This window comes from Mucilaginibacter frigoritolerans (assembly GCF_007830615.1).
Lineage (GTDB): Bacteria > Bacteroidota > Bacteroidia > Sphingobacteriales > Sphingobacteriaceae > Mucilaginibacter > Mucilaginibacter frigoritolerans.
In genome coordinates this window covers 424,589-447,187 of sequence record NZ_VLLI01000001.1, presented here as the reverse complement: position 1 = coordinate 447,187, position 22,599 = coordinate 424,589, and the positions used below count along the sequence as shown (strand labels likewise).

Genomic DNA, 22,599 nt, shown 5'->3' with positions numbered 1-22,599 from the left:
TTATATTAAACTACTACAAATAAATCAATAAGCTAAACCATTCATTCAATAAAACGTTTCACATCATCAGGGCGTCATGATAAAATAATTATTTTTACCAGAAGATAAAAGCATCCTTCACTATGAAAAAAATATTTCTTGTTTTTTGTTTAACCTTTATTTCAACAGCGTTTGTCTTTGCTGATACTATAACAATGGCAATTAACCATTTTGTAGTAAAAGAAAACCCTTTTGCTAAAGATGAAGTTGCCATTGTGGCCACCGATACACTCGGCAATATTCGCGAGAATGTAAATGGCGTATTTAGCTTTACCATGAATGGATTTCAGGAAGAATTGAATTTTGATAAAGGGACAGCCTTTTACAGGCATAAAATTGAACGCTCAACCTTTATATATGCTAAACATCAGAATGATAGTGGCACACATGGCATTTTGTATTACGTTTATAAACATGATGATAAATTAACCCCTCTTCATATCAGTTGGATACTTCTCCTAGCCATTCCATGTGCCTTGATTTTATTGGCGTATATGTTTAAGCGTTTTATCATTTTTGCTGTTATTATTTTTGCCATTTTCGTATTCTTCAATTATCATCATGGTTTAAGTATCCCAACATTTTTTGAAAGCATTATTGATGGTTTGAAGAATATTTTTTAGCAAAATCAACCCAACCCGTACTAAATTACACCTCATCCGGCAACGAGACACCTGGTTGTCGGACGATGTATTTTAACAATAACTACTGTAAATTAACACTTTATGAAATTTCGGATACATATTTCATAAAACACATAGGTAGAACTTTGACTAAATATTAAAAAATTAAAAGATATTTAATCATAAATTAAAATTATTGCAAAAGTTAATTTAGTTTCTTTTTATTTCTCCTTCGTAATGATTTAATCCATAAATTAGTATTGTCATACTAAATGTTATCAATTATGGAAAAATTAATAATATTAAGAATGTTTCTTTGCTTTCCTCTGTTTGGTTCAATACTACCCGAAGTTGGTATTTGGTTGTCTAACCGATCAGAAGGAATTCCGCTCATCCACCTAATTATTGAAGCTACCCTATTGGTTTTTGTCGCAATTTGTTCCCTAAGAATTTATATTCTTAAAAAACGGGATAAAGCTGCTGTAAACGCCAATGTTTGATTGATTAATTAACTTTCTTTGCATTGCACACCTACTGTTTAAGCGGTTCGGTATGGTTATGAATGCCCTTTAGGTTTAACAAACATGTTCAACTTACGGATGGTAACTTTAATGGTTTTGATTCGACGTACAGCAGCCTGCCCATTTTGGTAGCCTTCCAAACCACTGCCGGCCAGTGTGGTTACGACTCCTGCTGCGGTTATTTTGCGTATTAAATTATTATTTGCGTCGGCAACATAAACATTACCTGTGGCATCTACTGCAATTCCTGCGGGGCCATTAAAGGAAGCAGCAGTTCCTGTACTGTCAGCGGCACCGGCAGTTCCGTTGCCTGCAAGGGTTGTTACTGTACCATTAGGTGTAATTTTTCTGATCAGATTATTAACTTCATCGGCTACGTAAACATTGCCTGCTGCATCGGTAGCTACACTACTTGGATAATAAAATGATGCGTTGGTTCCCTGTCCATTTGTAGATCCGGGTGAACCTGAACCGGCAAATGTTGCTATTAAACCGGCTTGATTTATCTTTAATATATCATTATTAAGATAGCCCGCTACATAAACATTGTTATTCAAATCAACAGCTACTCCGGTAGGGTTATTAAAATTTAATGTAGTATCTGTAAGGCTGCCTGCAAAAATGCTAACCGTTCCATTTGATATTAACCTTATCAAATTATTACCGGCATCAGCCACATATAAATTACCTGCAGCATCTAACGCAACGCCAGTAGGATAGTTAAAGGTAGCACTTGCACCCGGTCCGTTAGCTGCACCGGTTGTATCGCCACCGGCAACAGTTGTTACAACACCTGCTGCACTAACTTCCCTTATCAAGCTATTTCCGGCATCGGCTACATATACATTTCCGTTTGCGTCAACAGCAACTCCGCTGGGTCGGTTAAAAGATGCAGCCTCACCCGTACCATTTACGCTTCCCTGAACTCCGCTGCCTGCCAGTGTACTCACTTTGCCGCCAGGAGTTATTTTACGGATCATGTCATTCCCATAATCAGCAACATAAACATTGCCTGCGGCATCAACTGCCACAGCGGCAGGGCTATAAAATGTTGGCAAACTATCTAAGCTAGTTGTAGTACTATCACCTTTTGACTTTGTATAAGTAGTATTAGGAGGTATTGTTTTTTTAGTACATGCTGTAATAACACACCCAATTGAAAAAACCAGAATTATGCTATAAACTAATTGTTTTACGGGCGATAACTTCATTTTATACTAGGGGCTTTATGTGATAAATTTCAATCAGGTAAAGATAGGTTTAACGCGCATTTTTGAAAATTAGTTCTGCTATTTATATTATAATCACTTTTGAACTTAAATCATCCAGCTTAAATTTTCTTTTCCTGGTTAATCAATCTCTTAAAATGGCATTCCTATACCAAAATTCAATTGTAAAAAGTTATAGGTATCTCCACTATTGGTGGCCGCATAGTTTGCCTTAAATGATCCGGAATGGAATAGCTCATTAAAGTGATCAATAAGCACCCACTGAGCACTGCCATTAAATTGCGGATCTTTGAACTTAAGTGCAGCATCCAGTCTAAATACAAAAAAACCAAGGTCAAACCGTAATCCGGTGCCTATATCCATTGCTGATGATTGCCAAATATTATCGACCCTGAATTCAACATTAGGGTCATTGGGTTGTTTATTTAAACGCCACACATTCCCGGCATCAACAAAGACTGCTCCTTTTAACTTTGATCCAAAAAAATCATCTGCTAATTTATACCTGTATTCGAGGTTTGATACTATTTTAATTTCCCCAAACTGGTCAAGGTATTTCAATCTTGTCCTGATTGAATCAGCCCCCGATCCGGTTCCATAAAATGTAGCTCTATTAAATTGCCCGGGCCCAAGAGTACGCGGCAACCATCCACGCATATCATTAGCTCCGCCAGTATAAAATTCCTTTTCAAATATCCAGTTACTGGTATTACTGTTACCATAAGGGACACCAATACCCGGATTTAACCTGAATATCAATTGTCTTTCACCTCCAAAACTATGATATATCCGTAAATCGATTTCCGTTTTTGCATACTGGGCAAAAGCCCTGCCTCCAAGCGTCCGTGATCCAGAAGTATCCCGTGGCGTATTAAAAATTTTGCTTAATAAGGCTAAAGTATTACCACCTACATCTACATTTCCACGGAAGTATACAAAATTTGAATATGAATTAAGTTCAATGGCATTATATTGAAAAGTATATTGACTTCCTGATGTAAAAATGGTTCTTCCTATAAGATAACTGTAAGCATATAAGTTTTTTGATAATAATTCCTGCTCAGCAACCGGGTCTATAACTCCACGTGAAAATTCAATATCTATAGGTGTTATCGTATGCAGTTTACGGGCAGTTTCTGCAAAATCATAAGTAATAGAATTGGTTATACTTGTGCGCTGCACTAATCCCTTTTCATAAAACAATTGGTAGTTGCTTGAAAAAGTGGTGTGGGGAACGCCATATTTGCCTGGCAATGCAAAATCAAAGGGCGAAATGATGAGCGGGTAAATAAGGCTGGCTCCTAACCTCAGATCCTGGTTTTCAATTCCACCCGGATTAGTCTTATTGTTACTATTATCAAACAACACGCTCCAATTAGCTTTTATTTGTAAAATGGCAGCACTTTTAAATACGTTACGATCTGTAAAAGTATTACCAAGATTGTATCCAAATTGGCCAGCATTAAAAAGGAACTCCCCCTCTACCCGATCGGACATCCGTTTTAAAGGAACAATATCTATTTTAGAATCCAAACGATGGGTACTATCTGGCAACTTGATATAGGTTGGATTGGGTACATTTCTAAAAACATTCAGCTCCGATAGCCTTGATGTTGTAAGTGTCTGCTTATCAACATCATACAACTGACCTTTACGCTGAAAAATATAAGTAATAACCGGGCCTGGTTTAAATTTGTGCGAAAAATCAACAAATCTGAATTGAGAGTCTACCTGAATGGTATCTGCCTTACCGACTGTTCGGCCAGAGCTGTTAGCGATAGTTATCAGTGTATTATTAATGGTATAAACGGGGTGAGTCGATTTTCCGATAGGATTATCAATGGTCATCTTTAAATCAACCACACTACTCATAAAAGTAGAATCGTAGGTATAATTAATATATTGACGATAAAAATCATAATACCCATTTCTTTTCATAATGGTGTAAAACTCATCCCGATCATAAGCCAGGCTATCAGTATCAAAACGCCCTCCGGGCTGAACATGTGAAAACCGCGGACGATTAACCATATAAAGATTTTTTACGTTTTTATCATAAATAGAGTCATCAATTTTACGAATTCTGAATAAAGGGCCTTCAACTGCAGTAAATATAAGCTCAGCTTTTTTCTTTTTTATGTAGATGGAGTCTGATACTTTGGCTTTTAAATAACCTTTATTTTGCAAAAATTGCTCTATTTGCACGCGTGAAAACTCAACAAGGCCACTATCCAAAATAGCTGGGGGCTCGCCTATATCTCTTTTGCCGTTTTTGCTGAACATATAATAAAACTGAAGATTAATAACATTATTGGGCTGCTGTCCCTTATCAACATAAGTAACTGCAGCTGTAGCAAAATCTTCATTAGAAACTCCTTTAATGGTTATTTTACGCACCAGAGCCTGGTTAGCGTTAAGCCTTCGCGTTAAACTACAGCCCGAAACCATAATGAGCAGAAGAATACTTAATATTGTAAGGCGGTAACCATTAGGTTTTATATATGCTTTCAAAATCTCAAATCAGTTTACTAAAGTCCTTACAACATAAAAAAGAGCGCGCAGAGTATGGCCTTTTTTTGGTTGAAGGCTATAAATCAGTTATTGAATTTATTAATTCTTCTTACCACATTGAGGCTATTTATTATACAGCGTCATTCGACCCAAAAATGCTGAAATTATCCCGAAAAATAAACTTATGTGAAATTTCTGTTACAGATATTCAAAAAATCAGCAGTTTAAAAACTCCTCAGGATATTATTGCACTTGTGAAAATACCGGCATGGCCCGCCCTCACTAACACACAACTTAAACAAAAGTTCACATTGGTATTAGATGGAATACAAGATCCGGGCAATATGGGCACTATTATCCGTACGGCTGACTGGTTTGGCATAAATAATATTATTTGTTCGGTTGATACAGTTGATGTTTATAATCCCAAGGTGGTACAAGCTAGCATGGGTTCTCTTTCACGTATAAATGTGCATTATACAAATTTAACCGCCACATTGCCACAAATTGGATTGCCTGTTTTTGGTGCCATGCTAAATGGTGAAAATATTTATACTACCAATTTTGGCAACGAAGGGTTAATAGTTATGGGTAATGAAGGCAATGGTTTAAGACCTGATGTTGAGCAGTTAATTAACAAAGCAATAACTATTCCGCGCACTGGAAAAGCCGAATCACTGAACGTTGGTATAGCAACTGCATTATTTTGTTCAGAAATAAATAGAAAATCGTACAAATAGTATTGTTCAACAATAAATATTTACTATTTTTGCAGCCTTGAAAAAGGGTCGGGTGGCCGAGTGGCTAGGCAGAGGTCTGCAAAACCTTTTACAGCGGTTCGAATCCGCTCCCGACCTCAAGATTAAAAACATTAAAATAATAACACCATGGGCGTTACTCGTTTAAAAAGAAAAGATAGGAAAAACAAAACTACTTCCAGGTTGGAAGTACAATTTTTGAAACTGGCTACCAACCTTGAGCCAGGAAGCCGTTCTGCTGAACCTAAAAACAGCCAGATAGCAAAAAACAACGCAGCTTTAGCAAAAGCAGTTGCAGCAAAATAATTCCCTCAAAGGAAATTAAATTCGCTTTTAATGATATATAAATCCTGCCGGATAAACCGGTGGGATTTTTTTATGTGATAATTTCCGGATTTTAAGATTATAGAAAAGTATGTTATCTTAAAACCTGGAAAAATTACAGACCAGACAATATCCTCTTATTAATTCTTTTAATCAATCCAGGTCCTTCATAAATAAATCCGGTATAAAGTTGTACAAGTGACGCGCCTGCATTTAATTTCTCAAAAGCATCTTCTGCCGAATGAATCCCCCCTACTCCAATAATAGGAAAAGTACCATTTGATTTTTCGGAAAGATATTTGATCACTTCGGTAGAACGTTGTGTTAGAGGTTTTCCACTTAGTCCACCCATTTCATTCTTAAGGCTATCTTGTGATGCCAGATTTTCCCGGCTAATAGTAGTATTGGTTGCAATAATACCTGCGATACCAGTTCCCTGTACAATTTCAACAATATCATCCAATTGTTCATTGGTTAAATCAGGTGCTATTTTTAGTAATATTGGCCTGCTGATACCATTTTTTGAGTTACGTTGCTGTAAGGTATTCAACAACGCCATTAAAGGTTCTTTTTCTTGCAGGGCCCGTAACCCAGGAGTGTTGGGCGAACTTACATTCACCACAAAATAATCAACCACATCAAATAAACGGTCAAAGCATTTAATATAGTCACTTACAGCATCCTCATTAGGAGTTATCTTATTTTTACCAATATTACCGCCAATAATTAATTGTTTGTTCTTCCCTTTGGCATTTTTGCGAAAAGCGGCTAACCTTTCAGCTACCACATCAACCCCTAAATTATTAAAACCCATGCGGTTAATTAGTCCGCCATCATTGGGTAGCCTGAACATACGCGGCTTCTCGTTGCCCGGTTGAGGCAAGGGGGTAACCGTTCCAACTTCAACAAAGCCGAAACCAAGGTTGGCCATTTCGCCCATCAGTTCACCATTTTTGTCGAACCCGGCAGCAAGACCAACAGGATTTTTAAATTTCAAACCAAAAACTTCTTTTTCGAGTGAAGGATGTTCAACATCCCAAATGCCTCGACTCAATGCACCACCACCCGGAAAACGGTTAAAACGCTTCAAATTAGCCGTAACAAAATAATGAACCACTTCCGGATCGAACTTAAAAAGCAAAGGTTTTATCAGAGAATACATGGGCGCGAAGTTACTTTTTTTGATTCATAATTAGTAACTGGTTCATAGTTGATGGATCATGGTTAATAGCGAAGCAAAAACCGTTTGTAACAAATTGGTAAACCAATTTGGGTATATAAAAGAATATCTATATTAGCTTTCATCATCTGCCATGATCTATGATCCATCAACTATGAACCATATATAAACTATGAATCCTAAAAACACCCGTCGTAACTTTATTAAAAACACAGCAGTGGGAACCATTGCAGCACTAGCATTACCCGAACTTGTTTCAGCAGCTTTGGTTAAAGAAAATATAAAAAAGGTTCATCTTGATAAAGATGATGTAATCCTTTTTCAGGGCGATTCTATTACCGACTGGGGTCGCGATCACTCCAAATCAACACCCAATAATACCAGTGCTTTGGGAAACGGCTATGTAATATTTGCAGCCGGGCATTTACTGTTGGAACATCCGGATAAAAACTTACAGATTTACAATAAAGGCATCAGCGGCAACAAAGTTTACCAATTGGCTGAACGCTGGGATGCAGATTGCCTTGCGTTAAAACCCAATGTACTGAGCATACACATTGGCGTAAATGATTTTTGGCATACACTTACCAGTGGCTACACTGGTACTATTGAAACTTACATTACCGACTATCATAAACTAATTGACCGCACCAAACAGGCTTTACCTAATATAAAATTAGTTATCTGCGAGCCATTTGCCACCAAAGGCGTTAAAGCGGTTGATGAAAAATGGTATCCAACATTTGATCTGTTCAGAAAAGCAGCTCGTGATATTGCCAATGAATATAACGCTGCTTTTGTACCTTATCAGTCAGCATTTGATCAGGCTTTAAAGGTGGCCCCAGCTGCCTATTGGAGCCTTGACGGGGTACACCCCAGTATTGCAGGTGAAGCGTTGATGGCAAAAACCTGGATGGAGGCTGTTCGCTAAAGAGGTAAGAGATTAGTGATTTGAGGTTAGTTTTTAGGTTAAAAGTCAAGAAGTAATCTCCAATCAACTAATCGCTAACCTTCATTTTCGATTAGATGTCAAAAAACTAACCTCTAATTAACTTATCTCTAATCTCCATTTTAAGCCTTCGGCTTTAAATCGTATCTTTGCGCCCAAATGATTGCTATAAATAACCTTACGTTCGAGATTGGTGCACGGGCCCTGTATGATGAAGCTAACTGGCATATAAAACCAGGGGAAAAAATTGGTCTTATTGGCGCCAACGGTACTGGTAAAACCACTCTTTTAAAAATCATTGTAGGTGATTATAAACCTACCTCGGGCACTATATCAATGGCTAAGGATCTGACCATTGGTTACCTTAATCAGGATTTACTTTCTTACTCATCTGATAAAAATATTTTGCACGTGGCCATGGAGGCTTTTGAGCGCCAAAACCAATTGCATGATGAGATTGAAAACCTGCTTAAAAAGCTGGAGACCGACTATACTGATGACCTTTTACATAAGCTAAGTGACAAACAACATGAGTTTGAACTACTTGATGGTTACAATATTGAATACAAGGCACACGAAATTTTAGCCGGTTTAGGTTTTAATGAAGCAGATACCAAACGTAAATTGAGTGAGTTTTCGGGTGGATGGCGTATGCGTGTAATGCTGGCCAAAATTCTTTTGCAAGCACCTGATATCTTATTGCTGGATGAGCCGACCAACCACTTGGACTTACCATCAATTGTGTGGCTTGAAGATTATTTGAAAGCTTTTGAAGGTGCTATCGTTATCGTATCGCACGATAGGTGGTTTTTGGATAAAGTAATTAACCGTACGGTAGAATCGCGTAAGGGTAAATTAACCGTTTATGCTGGTAATTACTCTTTTTATTTAGAAGAAAAAGCACAGCGTGAAGAAATTCAGCGCGGTGAGTTTAAAAATCAGCAATCAAAAATAAAACAGGAAGAACGCTTAATTGAACGTTTCCGTGCCAAAGCTTCAAAAGCAAAAATGGCACAATCGCGTATCAAGGCATTGGATAAGCTGGAACGTGTGGATGATGTAGATGATGATAACCCATCAGTAAACTTTAGTTTCCGTTTCACCAAGCAATCAGGCAGGCACGTGGTAACGTTGGAACACATCACCAAAAAATACCCTGCACTTGATATTTTAAATGACACAGAAGCCGTAATTGAAAAAGGTGACAAAATAGCTCTGATCGGTGCTAACGGTAAAGGTAAATCAACCCTACTGCGTATTATTGCTGCAGCTGATAAAGAATTTACTGGCAAGGCAGAAACAGGGCACAACGTATCGCAAACGTTTTTTGCACAGCACCAATTGGAAGCCCTGCATTTGGAAAACACTGCTTTGCAGGAGTTACAATCTTTTGCTCCAAAGCATTCAGAAACTGAGCTACGTACTATTTTAGGTTCATTTTTGTTTACCGGTGACGATGTATTTAAAAAGATAAAGGTATTATCAGGAGGTGAAAAATCACGTGTGGCCCTAGCTAAGGCGCTAACTGCAGATGCCAATTTCCTGGTACTGGATGAGCCCACTAACCACCTTGACATTGCATCAGTAAACATATTGATACAGGCTTTACAGCAGTTCGAAGGAACGTTTATAGTAGTATCGCACGATAGGTATTTCCTTGATAATATTGCCAATAAGATCTGGTTTATCGAAGATCAAAAAATCAAACAATATCCGGGTACTTACGCGGAGTTTGATGTTTGGAATAGCAAACGCAAGCTTGAACCAAAAACAGCTGCGGCTCCTGCTCCTCAACCTAAAAAGGAAGAGAAAAAAGAAACTGCCCCGGCAAAACAACCATCCGAAAATAAACATCAGCAATTAAAAAAACTCAACCAAGATCTGGCTAAAATGGAAGAGCAAATTGCAGAGCTTGAAAAAACGATAAAACAATTGGAAGCAAAATTAGCTGATGAAAAATTGTACAATGATCTTTCTAAAATGAAAGAAATGAACAAGGATTATGATGCTAAGAAACTGGAGTTGGGTCATATCCAGCTAAAATGGGAGGCCCTGGCCGAACAAATAATGGAACTGGAAGCATAATGATTAAAAAAAATCTCCTCTAAACGGGAGATTTTTTTTTGAGTAAAATATAGTTGTAAATTACGTTAATTGCTTAGTAATTTACTGCAATGAAAAACACCTATCCCCTATTCGTTTTATTAATGCTTATTGTCGCAAATACTTTTGCCCAATCAACTTACGATAATAACGTATTTCAGTCCAATATAAAAAGCGTTGAATTTTATAATTCAGCAAAACAATCGTCGTTTCCGGCAATTACATTAGGCTCGGGCGATAAACTTTTACTTGCGTTTGATGATTTGCAGGGTGGCTCTAAAAATTTCAGTTATACAATAGAGCATTGCGATATGAACTGGAACTCATCTAACCTATCAACTGCCGAATACCTGAAAAACTATACCGACGATAAAATAACCGATTTTAGTTATTCCGTAGCTACTGTACAAAAATACACCCACTATCAACTTAAGCTACCCAACCAAAACGTTGCACCTAAAATAGCAGGTAACTATATTTTAAAGGTTTATGAAGATGATTCATCAAAACCAATTCTTACCCGCAGAATGTATGTAATCGGACCTAAAATAGCTTTAAGTGCTGAAATAGTACAATCAGGCGATGTATCAACCCGTCTTACAAACCAAAAGATTAACTTCACTTTGGATTATGGCACTTTGCGGGTACAAAATCCGGGGAATGATGTCCGTACTATTATTATGCAGAATGCCCGTAGCGAAACAGCCCAATTAAATAATCAGCCTACTTATATCCAGGGCACCAAGCTCATTTACAATGACATTACTCTTAACGATTTCCCTGGCGGAAACGAGTTCAGGCATTTTGATACCCGTACCTTAAAATTAAACTCCGAGCGTATTTTACACATTACCCGTGAGGATACATCAAATACCATCCTCTTATTAACTGACCCTGACAGGAACGAACCCAATTATTCTTTTTCGTATGATTTAAATGGCGCCTTTTATATTCTTAACCAGGATGGTACAGACCCGCACACCGATGCCGATTATGCACATATGTATTTTACGCTGAACACAAAAAGGTCGCCAAACGAGGGTACCCCGTATATTGTTGGCCAGTTTAATGATTACAAAGTGGATGATAACAGCAAAATGGTATATTATGCGGACAAGAATAGATTTGCCGCCAGTATTCTATTAAAACAAGGTGTGTATGATTACACTTATGTTTGGGTTGATAAAGCTGGCAAACAGGATGATACAGCCTTGGAGGGCAGTTTTTTCCAAACAGAAAATGATTACCAGCTATTGGTATATTATCACCCTGCCGGCGCGCGTTGGGACGAATTAGTGGGATATACACTATTAAATACGACAAAAAAGCAATAAAAAATCAGCATCTTATTATTTAGCCGCTAACAAATTGTTAAACGCTAGTTTTCAGGCTATTATTTATTATTTGATAAGTAAATATTTATGGCATTTTCGTTAAAATCCTAAAAACTTTTCAGGCAGTTATTTGATTATATATATAAATAATCTTTATCTTGAAAAATATATCCCCTTGGAACGATTTGGACGTATAGCCCTTAAAACAATTCTCTGGATAATTGCCAGTGTCTTATTTCTCATACTGTTAATAGTAATACTGATACAGGTACCAGCAGTCCAAAACTTTGCAAAAGATAAAGCGGTTACTTTTATACAGGGTAAAATCCACACTAAAGTTAAAATTGGTCATATTTCATTGGGCCTACCCAAGTTGCTTGTTTTAGAAGATGTTTATTTTGAAGATCAGAAAAAAGACACCCTTTTAGCAGGCGATAAATTAAAAGTTGATATCAGTTTATTTGAGCTGTTTAACCATAAAGTGGAGATTAATGAGATAAATTTGGAAGGCATTACCACTAATATTAACCGTGGGGCCGACAGTGCTTTTAACTTTGATTACATTATAAAAGCCTTTGCGGGGGAACAGCAAAAGCCTGTAAAACCTACCGACACTTCATCAACCATGAAGTTTTCTATTGATAAGGTTATTCTCGATAAAATAAATGTCTCCTATAAAGATGCCATTACAGGTAATGATATAAAATTTCTGTTAGGACATTTTGATACCCGTATCAAGGATTTTGATATGGATAAAATGAAATTTACCATTCCAAAAATCACCATTTCGGATATTGATGCGCGCATTATTCAATCGCCAGTAACAGCCGGAGGAACTAAAATAGTTCCTATTGATACCGCTACCAAACCTATCAGCATGGTTATCAACTTAGGCACAATTGATATATCAAAAGTAAAAGTTGACTACCAAAGCAATAACATGACCACGCAGGTTGGATTGGGTAAGCTGTTGGTGCAGATAGATAAAATCGATTTGAAGAACCAAAATGTTGGTATTAAAAGTATTGAGTTAAATGATACTAAAGCTTCCCTAGCATTCGCCCAACCTCAGTCTGTTAAAAAAACAGTGGTAAAAGCAGTTAAAAAGCTGGACACCCTAGTGGCATCACCACAGAGTGGTAAAGGATGGCGGGCTTCATTAGGAAGAATAAGCTTCAGCAATGATAATATTAAGTTTGATAATAATGCGCAAAAACCTATAGCTAAAGGCCTTGATTTTGCCCACATGAATATCCGCGACCTAAATGTTGATGCAGAAAACATTGCCTACAGCCCTGATACCATCTCAGGTAAAATAAACACATTCACCTTTAGCGAAAAGAGCGGTCTGGCAATCAAAAAATTTCATACTTCATTTCTGTACGGCCCTAAAAATGCGTACCTAAATGATCTTCTCGTTGAAACACCTCAATCTGTTATTCAAAAACAATTACAGGTAAGCTATCCGTCTATCGCTTCATTAAGTACTAATTTGGGCCAGTTATTTGTAAATGCTAACTTAGATGGTAGTCGCCTGGGGTTAAAAGATTTATTACTGCTGATGCCCTCTATGGCTACTATGGATCCTTTTAAACGCGCCCCAAATGCCGTTTTTAAAATAGACGGCCGTGTTGTTGGAAAAGTAAATGACCTGCGCATTCCTAACCTGGAAATAAGCGGACTAAGCAAAACGCATATCAAAGCATCTGCAGTAATGCGGGGATTGCCCAATGTAAATAAAGCCTGGTTTGATGTAACTATAAACGACTTTAATACCGGAAATGATGATATAGCTAAACTGGTATCACCAGGAATGATTCCTTCATCCGTTAGCATCCCTACCAATTTAAACCTTAAAGGCACTTTTAAAGGTGGCATGTATCACTTTAAAACGAACATGCAACTCCGTTCAAGCTATGGCGCAATTGACCTGAATGCGGACATGAAAAACGGCAACAGCAAATCAAACGCTGCTTATACAGCCTACGTAAAAGTAAATGATTTAAATATCGGTACTCTTACTAAACAGCCTCAAACCATAGGCACAGTTACATTAACAACTTCCATCTCCGGAACAGGCCTTGATCCTAAAAAAGCAAATCTGAAATTTAACGGAGATATCGCCAAGGCCTATATCAAAGGTTATAATTATCAAAATCTAATGTTATCAGGCACTGCCCATAATGGAAACTATACAGCTAAAGCAAACCTGAAAGACCCTAATATTAGTTTCAGCCTCGATGGTAAGGCTGATATGAGCAAGCAATATCCTTCGGTAAGTGCCACTTTGCTAGTTGATAGCATTAACCTGCAAAAATTAAATTTCTCAAAAGAAGAAATGCGCTTTCACGGTAAAATAGTTGCCAATGTCCCCACTGCCGACCCGAATTATCTTAATGCAAACATACAAGCTACTGACTTGCTTCTATCCATTGATAACCGGGTTGTAAAATCAGATACTATTAGCCTGGTTTCGACTGCCAATGCAGACAGCAGCACTTTAAGGTTAAAAGCGCCAATGCTTAATGCCCATATGGCAGGGAAATATAAGCTACCCGAAATTGGCCCGGCCATTCAGGATGTATTGAATAAATACTTTAACAAGGATAAAGCAAATACATCAGCTAAAACAAAACCAACTTATTCGCCTCAGCAATTTGCATTTGATATCAGGGTGGTTAAAACGCCTGTAGCTGCACAGTTTTTTCCATCATTGAAAACACTGGAGCCAGTATTAATCAGCGGGCACTTTAATAGTCAAACAGGTGACCTTACTGTTAATGGCTCTATCCCCAAAGTGGTTTATGGAACCAATACTATAAATAATGCTAAACTGGCTATTAATACCGATCAAAATGCACTTAACTACAGCTTAACAGTTGATGAGATAAAAGCATCTTCATCCCTTAATCTTTTGTACACCAGTATAACAGGCAATGCAGAAAACGACAAACTCAACGTAAAAATACAAATCCGCGATGCAGCTAAAAAGGAAAGGTATCGTTTGGCAGGAGTCTTTAGTATTTTGCCAGATGAATACCAGTTTAGCTTTTTAAAAGACGGACTAATATTAAACTACGATCAATGGGTAGTAAATCAAGACAATGCGCTTGAATTTGGAAATAAAGGGCTATTAGCCAAAGATTTTTCCATTACCAGTAATAACCAGGTATTGAGCATTAATAGCGATTCGCAGCAAATGAATGCACCCATTACAGTAGATTTTAAAAACTTTAAAATTGAAACACTCACACAAGCTGCCCAGCAGGATTCATTGCAGGTTGGAGGTACCATAAACGGACAAACTCATATTAGCGACTTGCAAAAAGCAATGCAATTTAATGCCAATTTAGATATTCATGATTTTAGTTTTAAAGGGGACACCCTTGGAAACATAGCCATTAAAGTGAATAATGAAACGCCAAACGCAATTTCAGCCGATATAGGCATTAGCGGAAAGGGCAACCAGGTTAATTTAAAAGGGCTTTATTATACTGCGCCATCGGGCACTTTTGATATGAACCTTGATATTGTGAATCTGGATATGAAAAGTATTGAAGGCTTTAGTTTCGGAAGCATCAGAAACTCAAAAGGGAGCATAAATGGACAGCTAAAAATTTCGGGCACAACCAGCGCACCAGTTATCAGGGGTGATGTTAATTTTAATAAAGTTGGGTTTAACGTTAGCATGCTTAACTCCTACTTTACCATGCCAAATGAAAGTATCTCCTTTAATAATGATGGTATTTTGTTTAATGATTTTACGATGGTTGATTCCCTTGGAAATAAAGCCATAATAAGCGGAACAGTTTACACCAAAACCTTTACTGATTTCAAATTCGGACTAAACATTGATGCCCAAAACTTCAGGGTAATAAACTCCACTCAGGCTGATAACAAGTTATATTATGGTAAGCTTTTCATTGATACCCATATTACCATAAGGGGCAATTTGAATAAACCGGTTGTTGATGCCAATATTACCGTAAATGACAAAACAGATTTAACTATTGTATTGCCAGAGGATGATCCCGGTGTTGAAGACAGGGAAGGTGTAGTTGAGGTAATTAACCCTAATGCTACAAATGCCGATTCCATATTTTTAGCCAAACAGCTGGATTCTCTGCGCAAATCTGACGTTAAAGGGCTTGACGTTTCGGCTACCATAAAAATAAACAAGGCCGCCAATTTCACTATTGTTATTGACCCGGGAAACGGAGATGTGGTTCAGCTAAAAGGAGAAGCACAATTAAATGGAGGAATTGATCCAAGCGGAAAAACAAATCTTACCGGCACTTACACAGTTGAGCAGGGATCTTATAACTTATCATATGCAACTGTAAAACGTAAATTCCTCTTTAAAAAAGGCAGCACCATAACCTGGACAGGCGATCCAACCAGTGCCATTGTTGATTTAACTGCTATTTACGTTGCTAACGTACCCCCTATTGATCTGGTAAGTGATCAGTTGGGTAGCACACAAAATGCAACTCAGTATAAGCAGAAATTGCCTTTTAATGTTGCTTTAAATTTAAAAAATCAATTGCTAAAGCCTAAAATCAGTTTTGATATAGTACTGCCTGACAGCAGTTATTCAGTGGGGCCTGATGTAATATCAACTGTAAATGCAAGGCTCGATCAGGTAAGGCAGGATACCAATGAAATGAATAAACAAGTGCTTGGTGTTTTGGTGTTGGGGCACTTTATAGGTGATAATCCATTGCAAAGCCAGGGAGGTAACACCACGGTAAATGGAGTGCTCCGGAATAGCGTGAGCAGTCTGCTATCCGACCAGTTAAACAAACTGGCTGGCAATCTTATTGGCGGTGTCCAGCTAAGTTTTGATCTTACTTCGGGCGCAGATTATTCAACCGGGACAGAACAAAACCGAACGGATTTGAACGTAGGATTATCAAAACAGTTTTTAAATGACAGGGTGACGGTAACAGTTGGCAGTAACTTTAATCTGGAAGGACAAAATCAACCCGGGCAAAAAACATCGGATATTGCCGGCAATGTTTCTGTAAATTATAAAATAACAAAAGATGGGCGTTATATAGTAAGGGCGTATCGTCGTGATGAATTTATTGTTATTGAAGGCGAAGTAGTGGAAACAGGTGTGGGCTTTACGTTCACTTATGATTTTAATCGGTTTAAGGAAATTTTCGCCAAAAAATCGAAAGCCGAAAAGCAAGAGGAAAAACAATACAATCAGGAACAAAAAAAGAAAAAAGAGGAACAAAAGGAAACTGATAAAAAAGCCGACTCCCTGTCAACACAGGCGCAGCCAGCAAATCAGCCTTAAAAAATAATCATCAAATTAAAACATGGCCAAAATCAGGTATTTATTTATTCTTTTTATTGTTTTAACAAGTGCGTGCAGTACCACAAAGTATTTAGCTCCTGGGCAAAAGCTATATACTGGCGGAACGGTAAAAATTGATGATAAAAACATAAAAAAGAGCGAAGCTAAAGAATTAAGCACGGAATTGGAAGCTTTATTGCGCCCCAAACCTAATGGCAGCATACTTGGCTTAAGGGTTAAACTATATATTTATGAAAAAACAAAAACCACTAAAAAAAGCGGATTAAAACATTATTTGAACACTCATTTAGGCGAACCGCCGGTATTGGTAAGTACAGTTGATCTGGACAAAAACAGTAGCATTTTACAAAACAGGTTACAAAACGAAAGCTACTTTTTAGCACAGGTAACTGGCGATACTATTGGGAAAAAGAAAACCGCAAAAGCTGTTTATACAGCCCAAACAGGACCTGCATATCATTATCGTAAAGTTGAATTCCCAAATAATAATGATGATCTGGATACCGCTGTTAAGGGCACATCAGCCCAGTCATTATTAAAAGTTGGGGATAAGTATAATCTTGATATTATAAAAAATGAAAGGATCCGGATTGATGCCCGTTTAAAAGAAGAGGGGTTTTTCTATTTCTCACCTGATGACCTGATTATGCGCTATGATAGTACAGTTGCTGGCCACCAGGTTGATTTGTTTGTAAAAGTAAAAGACGCCACACCAGATGAGGCTCGCTGGATTTATTCTGTAAGAAACATTTACGTTTATCCACATTACTCTTTAAAAGACACCTCATTAAAATTAGATTCTGCAATAAAATACCGCTGGTACAATGTAATAGATCCTAAAAACGAATACAAGCCCTATACTTTTGAAAACACAGTGCTGTTGCACCCGAATGATATATATAACCGCACACAGCATAATAATTCACTAAGCAGATTCATTGAATTAGGCCCCTTTAAATTTGTTAAAAACAGGTTTGAGGATGTAACACCCGATTCAGCTAAACTTGATATTTACTATTTCCTTACCCAACAAAAGAAAAAATCACTTCAGGTTGATCTGGTTGGCCGCCAAACATCTGCCAATTATGAGGGCGCGCAGATTAATTTGAGCTTTAAAAATAGAAACTTATTTAAAGGAGCCGAATTACTAACAGTAACTTTATTTGGTAGTACGGATGTTCAGTTCGGTAAATATAACTCCGGGTATAATGTTTACCAGGTAGGTTTACAACCGTCCATTTCTTGGCCAAGGTTTATCTGGCCTTTTAACTTTGCTTCTAATAACGCTTATATTCCGCGAACAGTTTTAACCACTGGTTACACGTTGATTAACCGTACTCAGTTATACACGCTAAATTCATTCAACGTATCCTATGGTTATCAATGGAAACCCAATGTGCATAAGCAGGAGGATCTGGAACTATTAACTGTAACCTTTGTTGATCCAGAAAATGTAACCCAATTATATAAAGACAGCATCGAAAAAACGCGTAATCCCGCGCTTGCACATGTTATCAATCGTCAATTTACTTTTGGCCCTTCTTATAGTTATACATGGACAAATACCAATGAATCGCTCCGCACTAACACCTTATATTATAACAGCAAGATAAGTTTATCGGCAAATTTGTACGGGATAATTACCGGGGCCGATACATTGAAGGGGAAAGTGGGTAAAATTTTCGGAACCCCTTTTGATCAGTACATAAAACTGGAAAATGAAATCAGGTTTTTTCATAAACTTACACCTAACAGTAAGCTAGCTATGCGTTTCATGGTTGATGTAGGTATACCCTATGGCAACTCAACTGTTCTACCCTATTCTCAGCAATTTTTTATAGGCGGCTCAAATAGCTTACGTGGTTTCCAGGCCCACTCAATAGGACCTGGCTCATATAGTATACCTGAAGAACTTACGCAAGGAACCAACTTTTTACCGGATGAATCTGGCGATATAAAAATTGAAGGAAACATAGAATATCGCCCCAAGTTATTCAGTATAGTAGAAGGTGCGCTATTTGCTGATGCCGGGAATATATGGCTAATGAGAAGCAATCCGTATCAGCCGGGAGCTGCATTTGGAAAGAATTTCTTAAGTCAGATAGCAGCAGATGCCGGCGCAGGCTTACGTTTTAACCTTACCGTACTTATTTTACGCCTGGATGTCGGCTTTCCTATTGTTGAGCCAAACTTACCCTTGGGACAGCGTGTAGTTATTGACAAAATCGATTTCGGAAGTTCAACATGGCGATCCCAAAACCTGGTTTATAACCTAGCCATTGGCTACCCTTTCTAATTTTAACTATATCGCATCAGAATTTAATATTTAAATACCTAATTGTTAATTTAATTCAATTTATCTTAAATTTCTTTATCTGTTTTTGTTAACTTTTTAATAATAGTTTGACGTATAAGTTAATTTAAATACTAATTTTAGTAGCTTATATTGTAATTATTGATGTGCAAGGCTTCTTTGGCCCTTTATATTATTAAATGTTTGATACTAAGCTTTTTTAATGAACAGCCTGCATAGAAACACAATTATTATAACTATCAGTTTAATTACAATAGTTGCAGCCGGAATTGTAATGACAGATTGGGTAAGCAACATTCCAGCCCTTCAAAAAATATTCCCTGATTTTAATAGCATAAAATTCAATCCGGCTTTATGCTTTTTGTTACTGGGTTTTGCATTATTATTTACCCAATACAACATATCAAAAAACAAAACAACACTGTTTTTAATATTGTCATCTTTAACACTTATAATCGGCCTGATAACCTTATCTCAGGATTTTTTCCATTTTAATAGTGGGCTTGACCAATTGTTTGTTTTTGATAAAACCAAACAATCACCTAATTATCCTCACCCCGGCCGTATGGCTGTTAATACTTCCATTAACTTTATTTTAATGGCAACAGGCTTTTTAGCTTTAACCATTCCTAAACGTTCATTCATTATTATTGCGCAGTTTCTTTTTAATTTAGTCACCTTTCTTTCGGCTTTCGCCTTAATTGGTTACTCATATGGCATTTCTTTATTCTATGCCATATTCTATGTAAACTCAATGGCATCTCATACTGCCATTCTTTTCCTGATATTATCAATTGCTGCTTCACTTTTAAATCCTTCAATAGGCATTACCCATTTATTTACTGGAAAACAGGTTGGCAATAGAGTGGCTAAACGTTTTTATGTTTTATTGCTAATTATGGTTATGCTATTTGGCTTAATGATAATTCATAAACCCAGTTTCAGCTTATTTTCATCTATTGATATAGAAATCTCCATACTCGCAATATTGTTTTTGCTGATAAGTCTTCTTTTTATATGGAATATGGCCGAATGGCTAAATAATATTGATAAAAAAAGGTCAGACGCTGAAGCAGAAATAAAACTAATCAACACCCAACTTGAAAAACGTATTGAAGAGCGAACTACCGCTTTTCAAAGAAGTGAAGAAAAATATCATTCTCTTATTGAACAAGCTTCGGATGCTATTTATGTATTGGATTTTAACGGAAACTTTACAGATGTAAACGACAGCATGTGTAAAATGATGGGATATAGCCGCGATGAACTTTTAAAATTAAATATAGAGGATATAGTTGATCCGGATGAGTTAAAAATAGATCCATTACCCAAAAGCATGCACAATACAGGACAGTCTGTTATCCGTGAAAGAACATTTGTTACTAAAAATGGCCAGCCATTTACTGTTGAAATAAATGTAAAAATATTTGTTGACGATCGTATCATGGTTATTGCGCGGGATGTAACCGATCGAAAAAAGATAGAAAAAGAACTCAGAGAAGCTGAGTTGAAATTTAGAACGATAGCAGAAAAATCAATTGTAGGGGTATACATTGTTCAAAAAAACAAGTTCATCTACGTAAACCCAAGGTTTGCTGAAATCTTTGATTATACGCCTAAGGAATTGATAAATACAATTGATATAGAGATAGTTTTTCAAGAAAGTTACAGGGCTATAGCCAATGAACATGTAATGCGGCGCATGACTGGCGAAGTTGAAAGCGTTCACTACGAGGCTATGGGCCGGAAGAAAAATGGTGATTCAAATTGGGTTGAATTTTACGGAAGCAGGGCTATTATAGGAAATGAGCCAACAATTATAGGTTCAATGATTGATGTTACTGAACGAAAAAAAGCCGAAGAAGAATTAAAATCATCTGAGCAGAAATATAAGTTGCTTTTTGATAGTAATCCTATGCCAATGTGGATGATTGCGAAAGATGATCAAACCGTAATTGATGTAAATAACGCTGCAGCAAATCATTATGGCTATACCAAGGAAGAAGCCTTGAAGATTAATATAAAAACTTTAAGACCAGAGGAAGACCAGGAAGATCAGCTAGAAGATTATCTGCAACAAATGAATTATTCTGATAATTTAAGGGTGGTAAAACATCTTAAAAAAGACGGCTCCATTATATATGTAAATATAATAGCTTATGATATTATTTTTGAAGGTCGGCCGGTAAGGTTATCTATGACTATTGATGTTACTGAAAAGCTCAAAGCCGAAGAGTCACTCCAAAAATCAGAAGCCAATTTAAAGGCCATTTTAAATACTACTGATACCGCTTATGCTCTGTTTGATATTGATTTAAAAGTTATTGCCTTTAATCATAAATCTGAAGAATTTATTAATGAACAATATCACCACTTTCCGGAAAAAAGTGACAGGCTTACTGACTATTTTCCAAAAGAAAAATTCCCCCAGTTCAATAGTTTTTCAAAAGAAGTTCTTAAAGGCAAAACGATTACTTACGAAATTGATTACCCCCAGATTAATGGCTCTGTATTTTGGTATGACGTAAGGCTATTCCCTATAACTAATGACAGTAAAGACATAATAGGTATGCTGATGTCATTATATAACATTACTGAAAGAAAAAATGCCGAACAAGACTTAAAAAGCGCCTACAATAGAATACAGAACCATATTAACAGCATAAAAAACATGGCCTGGAAACAATCGCACCTGGTTAGAAGCCCGCTTGCAAATTTAAAGGGACTGTTTGAAATGCTAAAAGATGAACCATCAGATACCGAAGTTTTTGACCACATTAGAACCGAGCTGCACCGAATGGACAATATAATTGTTGAAATGGCTAAAGAAGCTTCGGATAACGAAATTATCGAATAATCCGTTTTTGCATTAACTATTTCATTACTCACTCTTAACTTTTAATCAGAAATGCCCGGCCGGAAAAAAAGTTTCACTACCCCCTTACATATTATTGATTTGCATGACGATGGCTTCCATCCTTTAATTGAAGTAACCCTTTTTGGAAAACATTTTACGCTGGTTTTAGATACAGGCGCTTCAAAAACAGCTTTTGATCAAACGATGCTTTTACTGACAGAAGAAAATACAATACTTAACATAAGCGACAGGCTATCCACAGGATTAGGTACAAACAGCATGGCCTCTTCTACTGCCCTTATTACGGATCTATGTATCGGCGACTTATTAATTGATGAATTTGAAGTTGCAGTACTTGATTTGTCATCCATAAATATTGCCTATCGTCAATTAGGCCATCAAGAAGTTTTAGGGGTATTAGGAGGAGATATTTTAATGAAATATAAAGCTGTTATTAATTACGGGGATAAACAGTTGATATTAAAAAAATAAAGCCCTGTCATAATTACTGACAGGGCCTTAAAATATTAA

The 22,599-nt window shown here is 37.0% G+C and carries 13 protein-coding genes and 1 tRNA gene; 11 read left to right on the top strand and 3 right to left on the bottom strand.

Translation table 11 applies throughout. The features are described from left to right. Window positions 1–122 precede the first annotated feature (122 nt). The gene (locus tag JN11_RS01835) at window positions 123–662 is read left to right on the top strand and encodes a hypothetical protein (protein WP_144909049.1); all 540 of its coding nucleotides are present in this window, start codon (window positions 123–125) and stop codon (window positions 660–662) included. Between the two features lie 556 nt (window positions 663–1,218). Here the strand turns inward: JN11_RS01835 and JN11_RS01830 are convergent. Continuing rightward, complete coding sequence (locus JN11_RS01830; RefSeq protein WP_144909048.1) at window positions 1,219–2,394, bottom strand: NHL repeat-containing protein; 1,176 nt, start codon at window positions 2,392–2,394, stop codon at window positions 1,219–1,221. Window positions 2,395–2,544: 150 nt separating this feature from the next. After that, the gene (tamL, locus tag JN11_RS01825) at window positions 2,545–4,923 is read right to left on the bottom strand and encodes a translocation and assembly module lipoprotein TamL (protein ID WP_144909046.1); all 2,379 of its coding nucleotides are present in this window, start codon (window positions 4,921–4,923) and stop codon (window positions 2,545–2,547) included. Here tamL (JN11_RS01825) and JN11_RS01820 point away from each other — a divergent pair. The 3 genes from JN11_RS01820 (at window position 4,914) to JN11_RS01810 (ending at window position 5,987) form a co-directional block, all read left to right on the top strand. Beyond that, the gene (locus JN11_RS01820) at window positions 4,914–5,663 is read left to right on the top strand and encodes a TrmH family RNA methyltransferase (RefSeq protein ID WP_144909044.1); all 750 of its coding nucleotides are present in this window, start codon (window positions 4,914–4,916) and stop codon (window positions 5,661–5,663) included. The two genes, tamL (JN11_RS01825) and JN11_RS01820, sit on opposite strands and share 10 nt — an antisense overlap. Window positions 5,664–5,709: 46 nt before the next feature. Next, window positions 5,710–5,780 (top strand) — tRNA-Cys (locus JN11_RS01815). A gap of 30 nt (window positions 5,781–5,810) precedes the next feature. After that, window positions 5,811–5,987: a spore protein gene (locus JN11_RS01810; RefSeq protein WP_144909042.1), complete on the top strand. Its 177-nt coding sequence runs from the start codon at window positions 5,811–5,813 to the stop codon at window positions 5,985–5,987. Window positions 5,988–6,120: 133 nt separating this feature from the next. Here JN11_RS01810 and JN11_RS01805 read toward each other — a convergent pair whose 3' ends face one another. Then, complete coding sequence (locus JN11_RS01805; RefSeq protein ID WP_144909040.1) at window positions 6,121–7,167, bottom strand: quinone-dependent dihydroorotate dehydrogenase; 1,047 nt, start codon at window positions 7,165–7,167, stop codon at window positions 6,121–6,123. A gap of 190 nt (window positions 7,168–7,357) precedes the next feature. Between JN11_RS01805 and JN11_RS01800 the strand changes: the two genes are divergently transcribed. The 7 genes from JN11_RS01800 to JN11_RS01770 all read left to right on the top strand — a co-directional run bounded on the left by JN11_RS01800 (window position 7,358) and on the right by JN11_RS01770 (window position 22,560). Continuing rightward, window positions 7,358–8,116 carry an SGNH/GDSL hydrolase family protein gene (locus tag JN11_RS01800; RefSeq protein WP_144909038.1) on the top strand — a complete coding sequence of 253 codons (759 nt, stop codon included), beginning with the start codon at window positions 7,358–7,360 and terminating at the stop codon, window positions 8,114–8,116. Between the two features lie 177 nt (window positions 8,117–8,293). Further along, complete coding sequence (locus JN11_RS01795) at window positions 8,294–10,219, top strand: ABC-F family ATP-binding cassette domain-containing protein (RefSeq protein WP_144909036.1); 1,926 nt, start codon at window positions 8,294–8,296, stop codon at window positions 10,217–10,219. Window positions 10,220–10,308: 89 nt separating this feature from the next. Further along, complete coding sequence (locus JN11_RS01790; RefSeq protein ID WP_246138924.1) at window positions 10,309–11,571, top strand: type IX secretion system plug protein; 1,263 nt, start codon at window positions 10,309–10,311, stop codon at window positions 11,569–11,571. Window positions 11,572–11,746: 175 nt separating this feature from the next. After that, on the top strand, window positions 11,747–16,876 hold the full coding sequence (locus tag JN11_RS01785; RefSeq protein WP_144909034.1) for a translocation/assembly module TamB domain-containing protein: 5,130 nt from the start codon (window positions 11,747–11,749) through the stop codon (window positions 16,874–16,876). A 22-nt stretch (window positions 16,877–16,898) separates the two neighbouring features. Beyond that, window positions 16,899–19,193, top strand: a complete 2,295-nt coding sequence (gene tamL / locus JN11_RS01780; RefSeq protein WP_144909032.1) for a translocation and assembly module lipoprotein TamL — start codon at window positions 16,899–16,901, stop codon at window positions 19,191–19,193. A 220-nt stretch (window positions 19,194–19,413) separates the two neighbouring features. Then, complete coding sequence (locus tag JN11_RS01775) at window positions 19,414–22,068, top strand: PAS domain S-box protein (protein WP_144909030.1); 2,655 nt, start codon at window positions 19,414–19,416, stop codon at window positions 22,066–22,068. A gap of 51 nt (window positions 22,069–22,119) precedes the next feature. Continuing rightward, on the top strand, window positions 22,120–22,560 hold the full coding sequence (locus JN11_RS01770; RefSeq protein WP_144909028.1) for an aspartyl protease family protein: 441 nt from the start codon (window positions 22,120–22,122) through the stop codon (window positions 22,558–22,560). The last annotated feature ends 39 nt before the right edge of the window (window positions 22,561–22,599 follow it).

Bases quoted from the DNA above. Each gene is read 5' to 3' on its own strand.
- JN11_RS01835 (WP_144909049.1), top strand. From the start codon at position 123: ATGAAAAAAATATTTCTTGTTTTTTGTTTAACCTTTATTTCAACAGCG.
- JN11_RS01830 (WP_144909048.1), bottom strand. From the start codon at position 2,394: ATGAAGTTATCGCCCGTAAAACAATTAGTTTATAGCATAATTCTGGTT.
- JN11_RS01820 (WP_144909044.1), top strand. From the start codon at position 4,914: ATGCTTTCAAAATCTCAAATCAGTTTACTAAAGTCCTTACAACATAAA.
- JN11_RS01810 (WP_144909042.1), top strand. From the start codon at position 5,811: ATGGGCGTTACTCGTTTAAAAAGAAAAGATAGGAAAAACAAAACTACT.
- JN11_RS01805 (WP_144909040.1), bottom strand. From the start codon at position 7,167: ATGTATTCTCTGATAAAACCTTTGCTTTTTAAGTTCGATCCGGAAGTG.
- JN11_RS01800 (WP_144909038.1), top strand. From the start codon at position 7,358: ATGAATCCTAAAAACACCCGTCGTAACTTTATTAAAAACACAGCAGTG.
- JN11_RS01795 (WP_144909036.1), top strand. From the start codon at position 8,294: ATGATTGCTATAAATAACCTTACGTTCGAGATTGGTGCACGGGCCCTG.
- JN11_RS01790 (WP_246138924.1), top strand. From the start codon at position 10,309: ATGAAAAACACCTATCCCCTATTCGTTTTATTAATGCTTATTGTCGCA.
- tamL (WP_144909032.1), top strand. From the start codon at position 16,899: ATGGCCAAAATCAGGTATTTATTTATTCTTTTTATTGTTTTAACAAGT.
- JN11_RS01775 (WP_144909030.1), top strand. From the start codon at position 19,414: ATGAACAGCCTGCATAGAAACACAATTATTATAACTATCAGTTTAATT.
- JN11_RS01770 (WP_144909028.1), top strand. From the start codon at position 22,120: ATGCCCGGCCGGAAAAAAAGTTTCACTACCCCCTTACATATTATTGAT.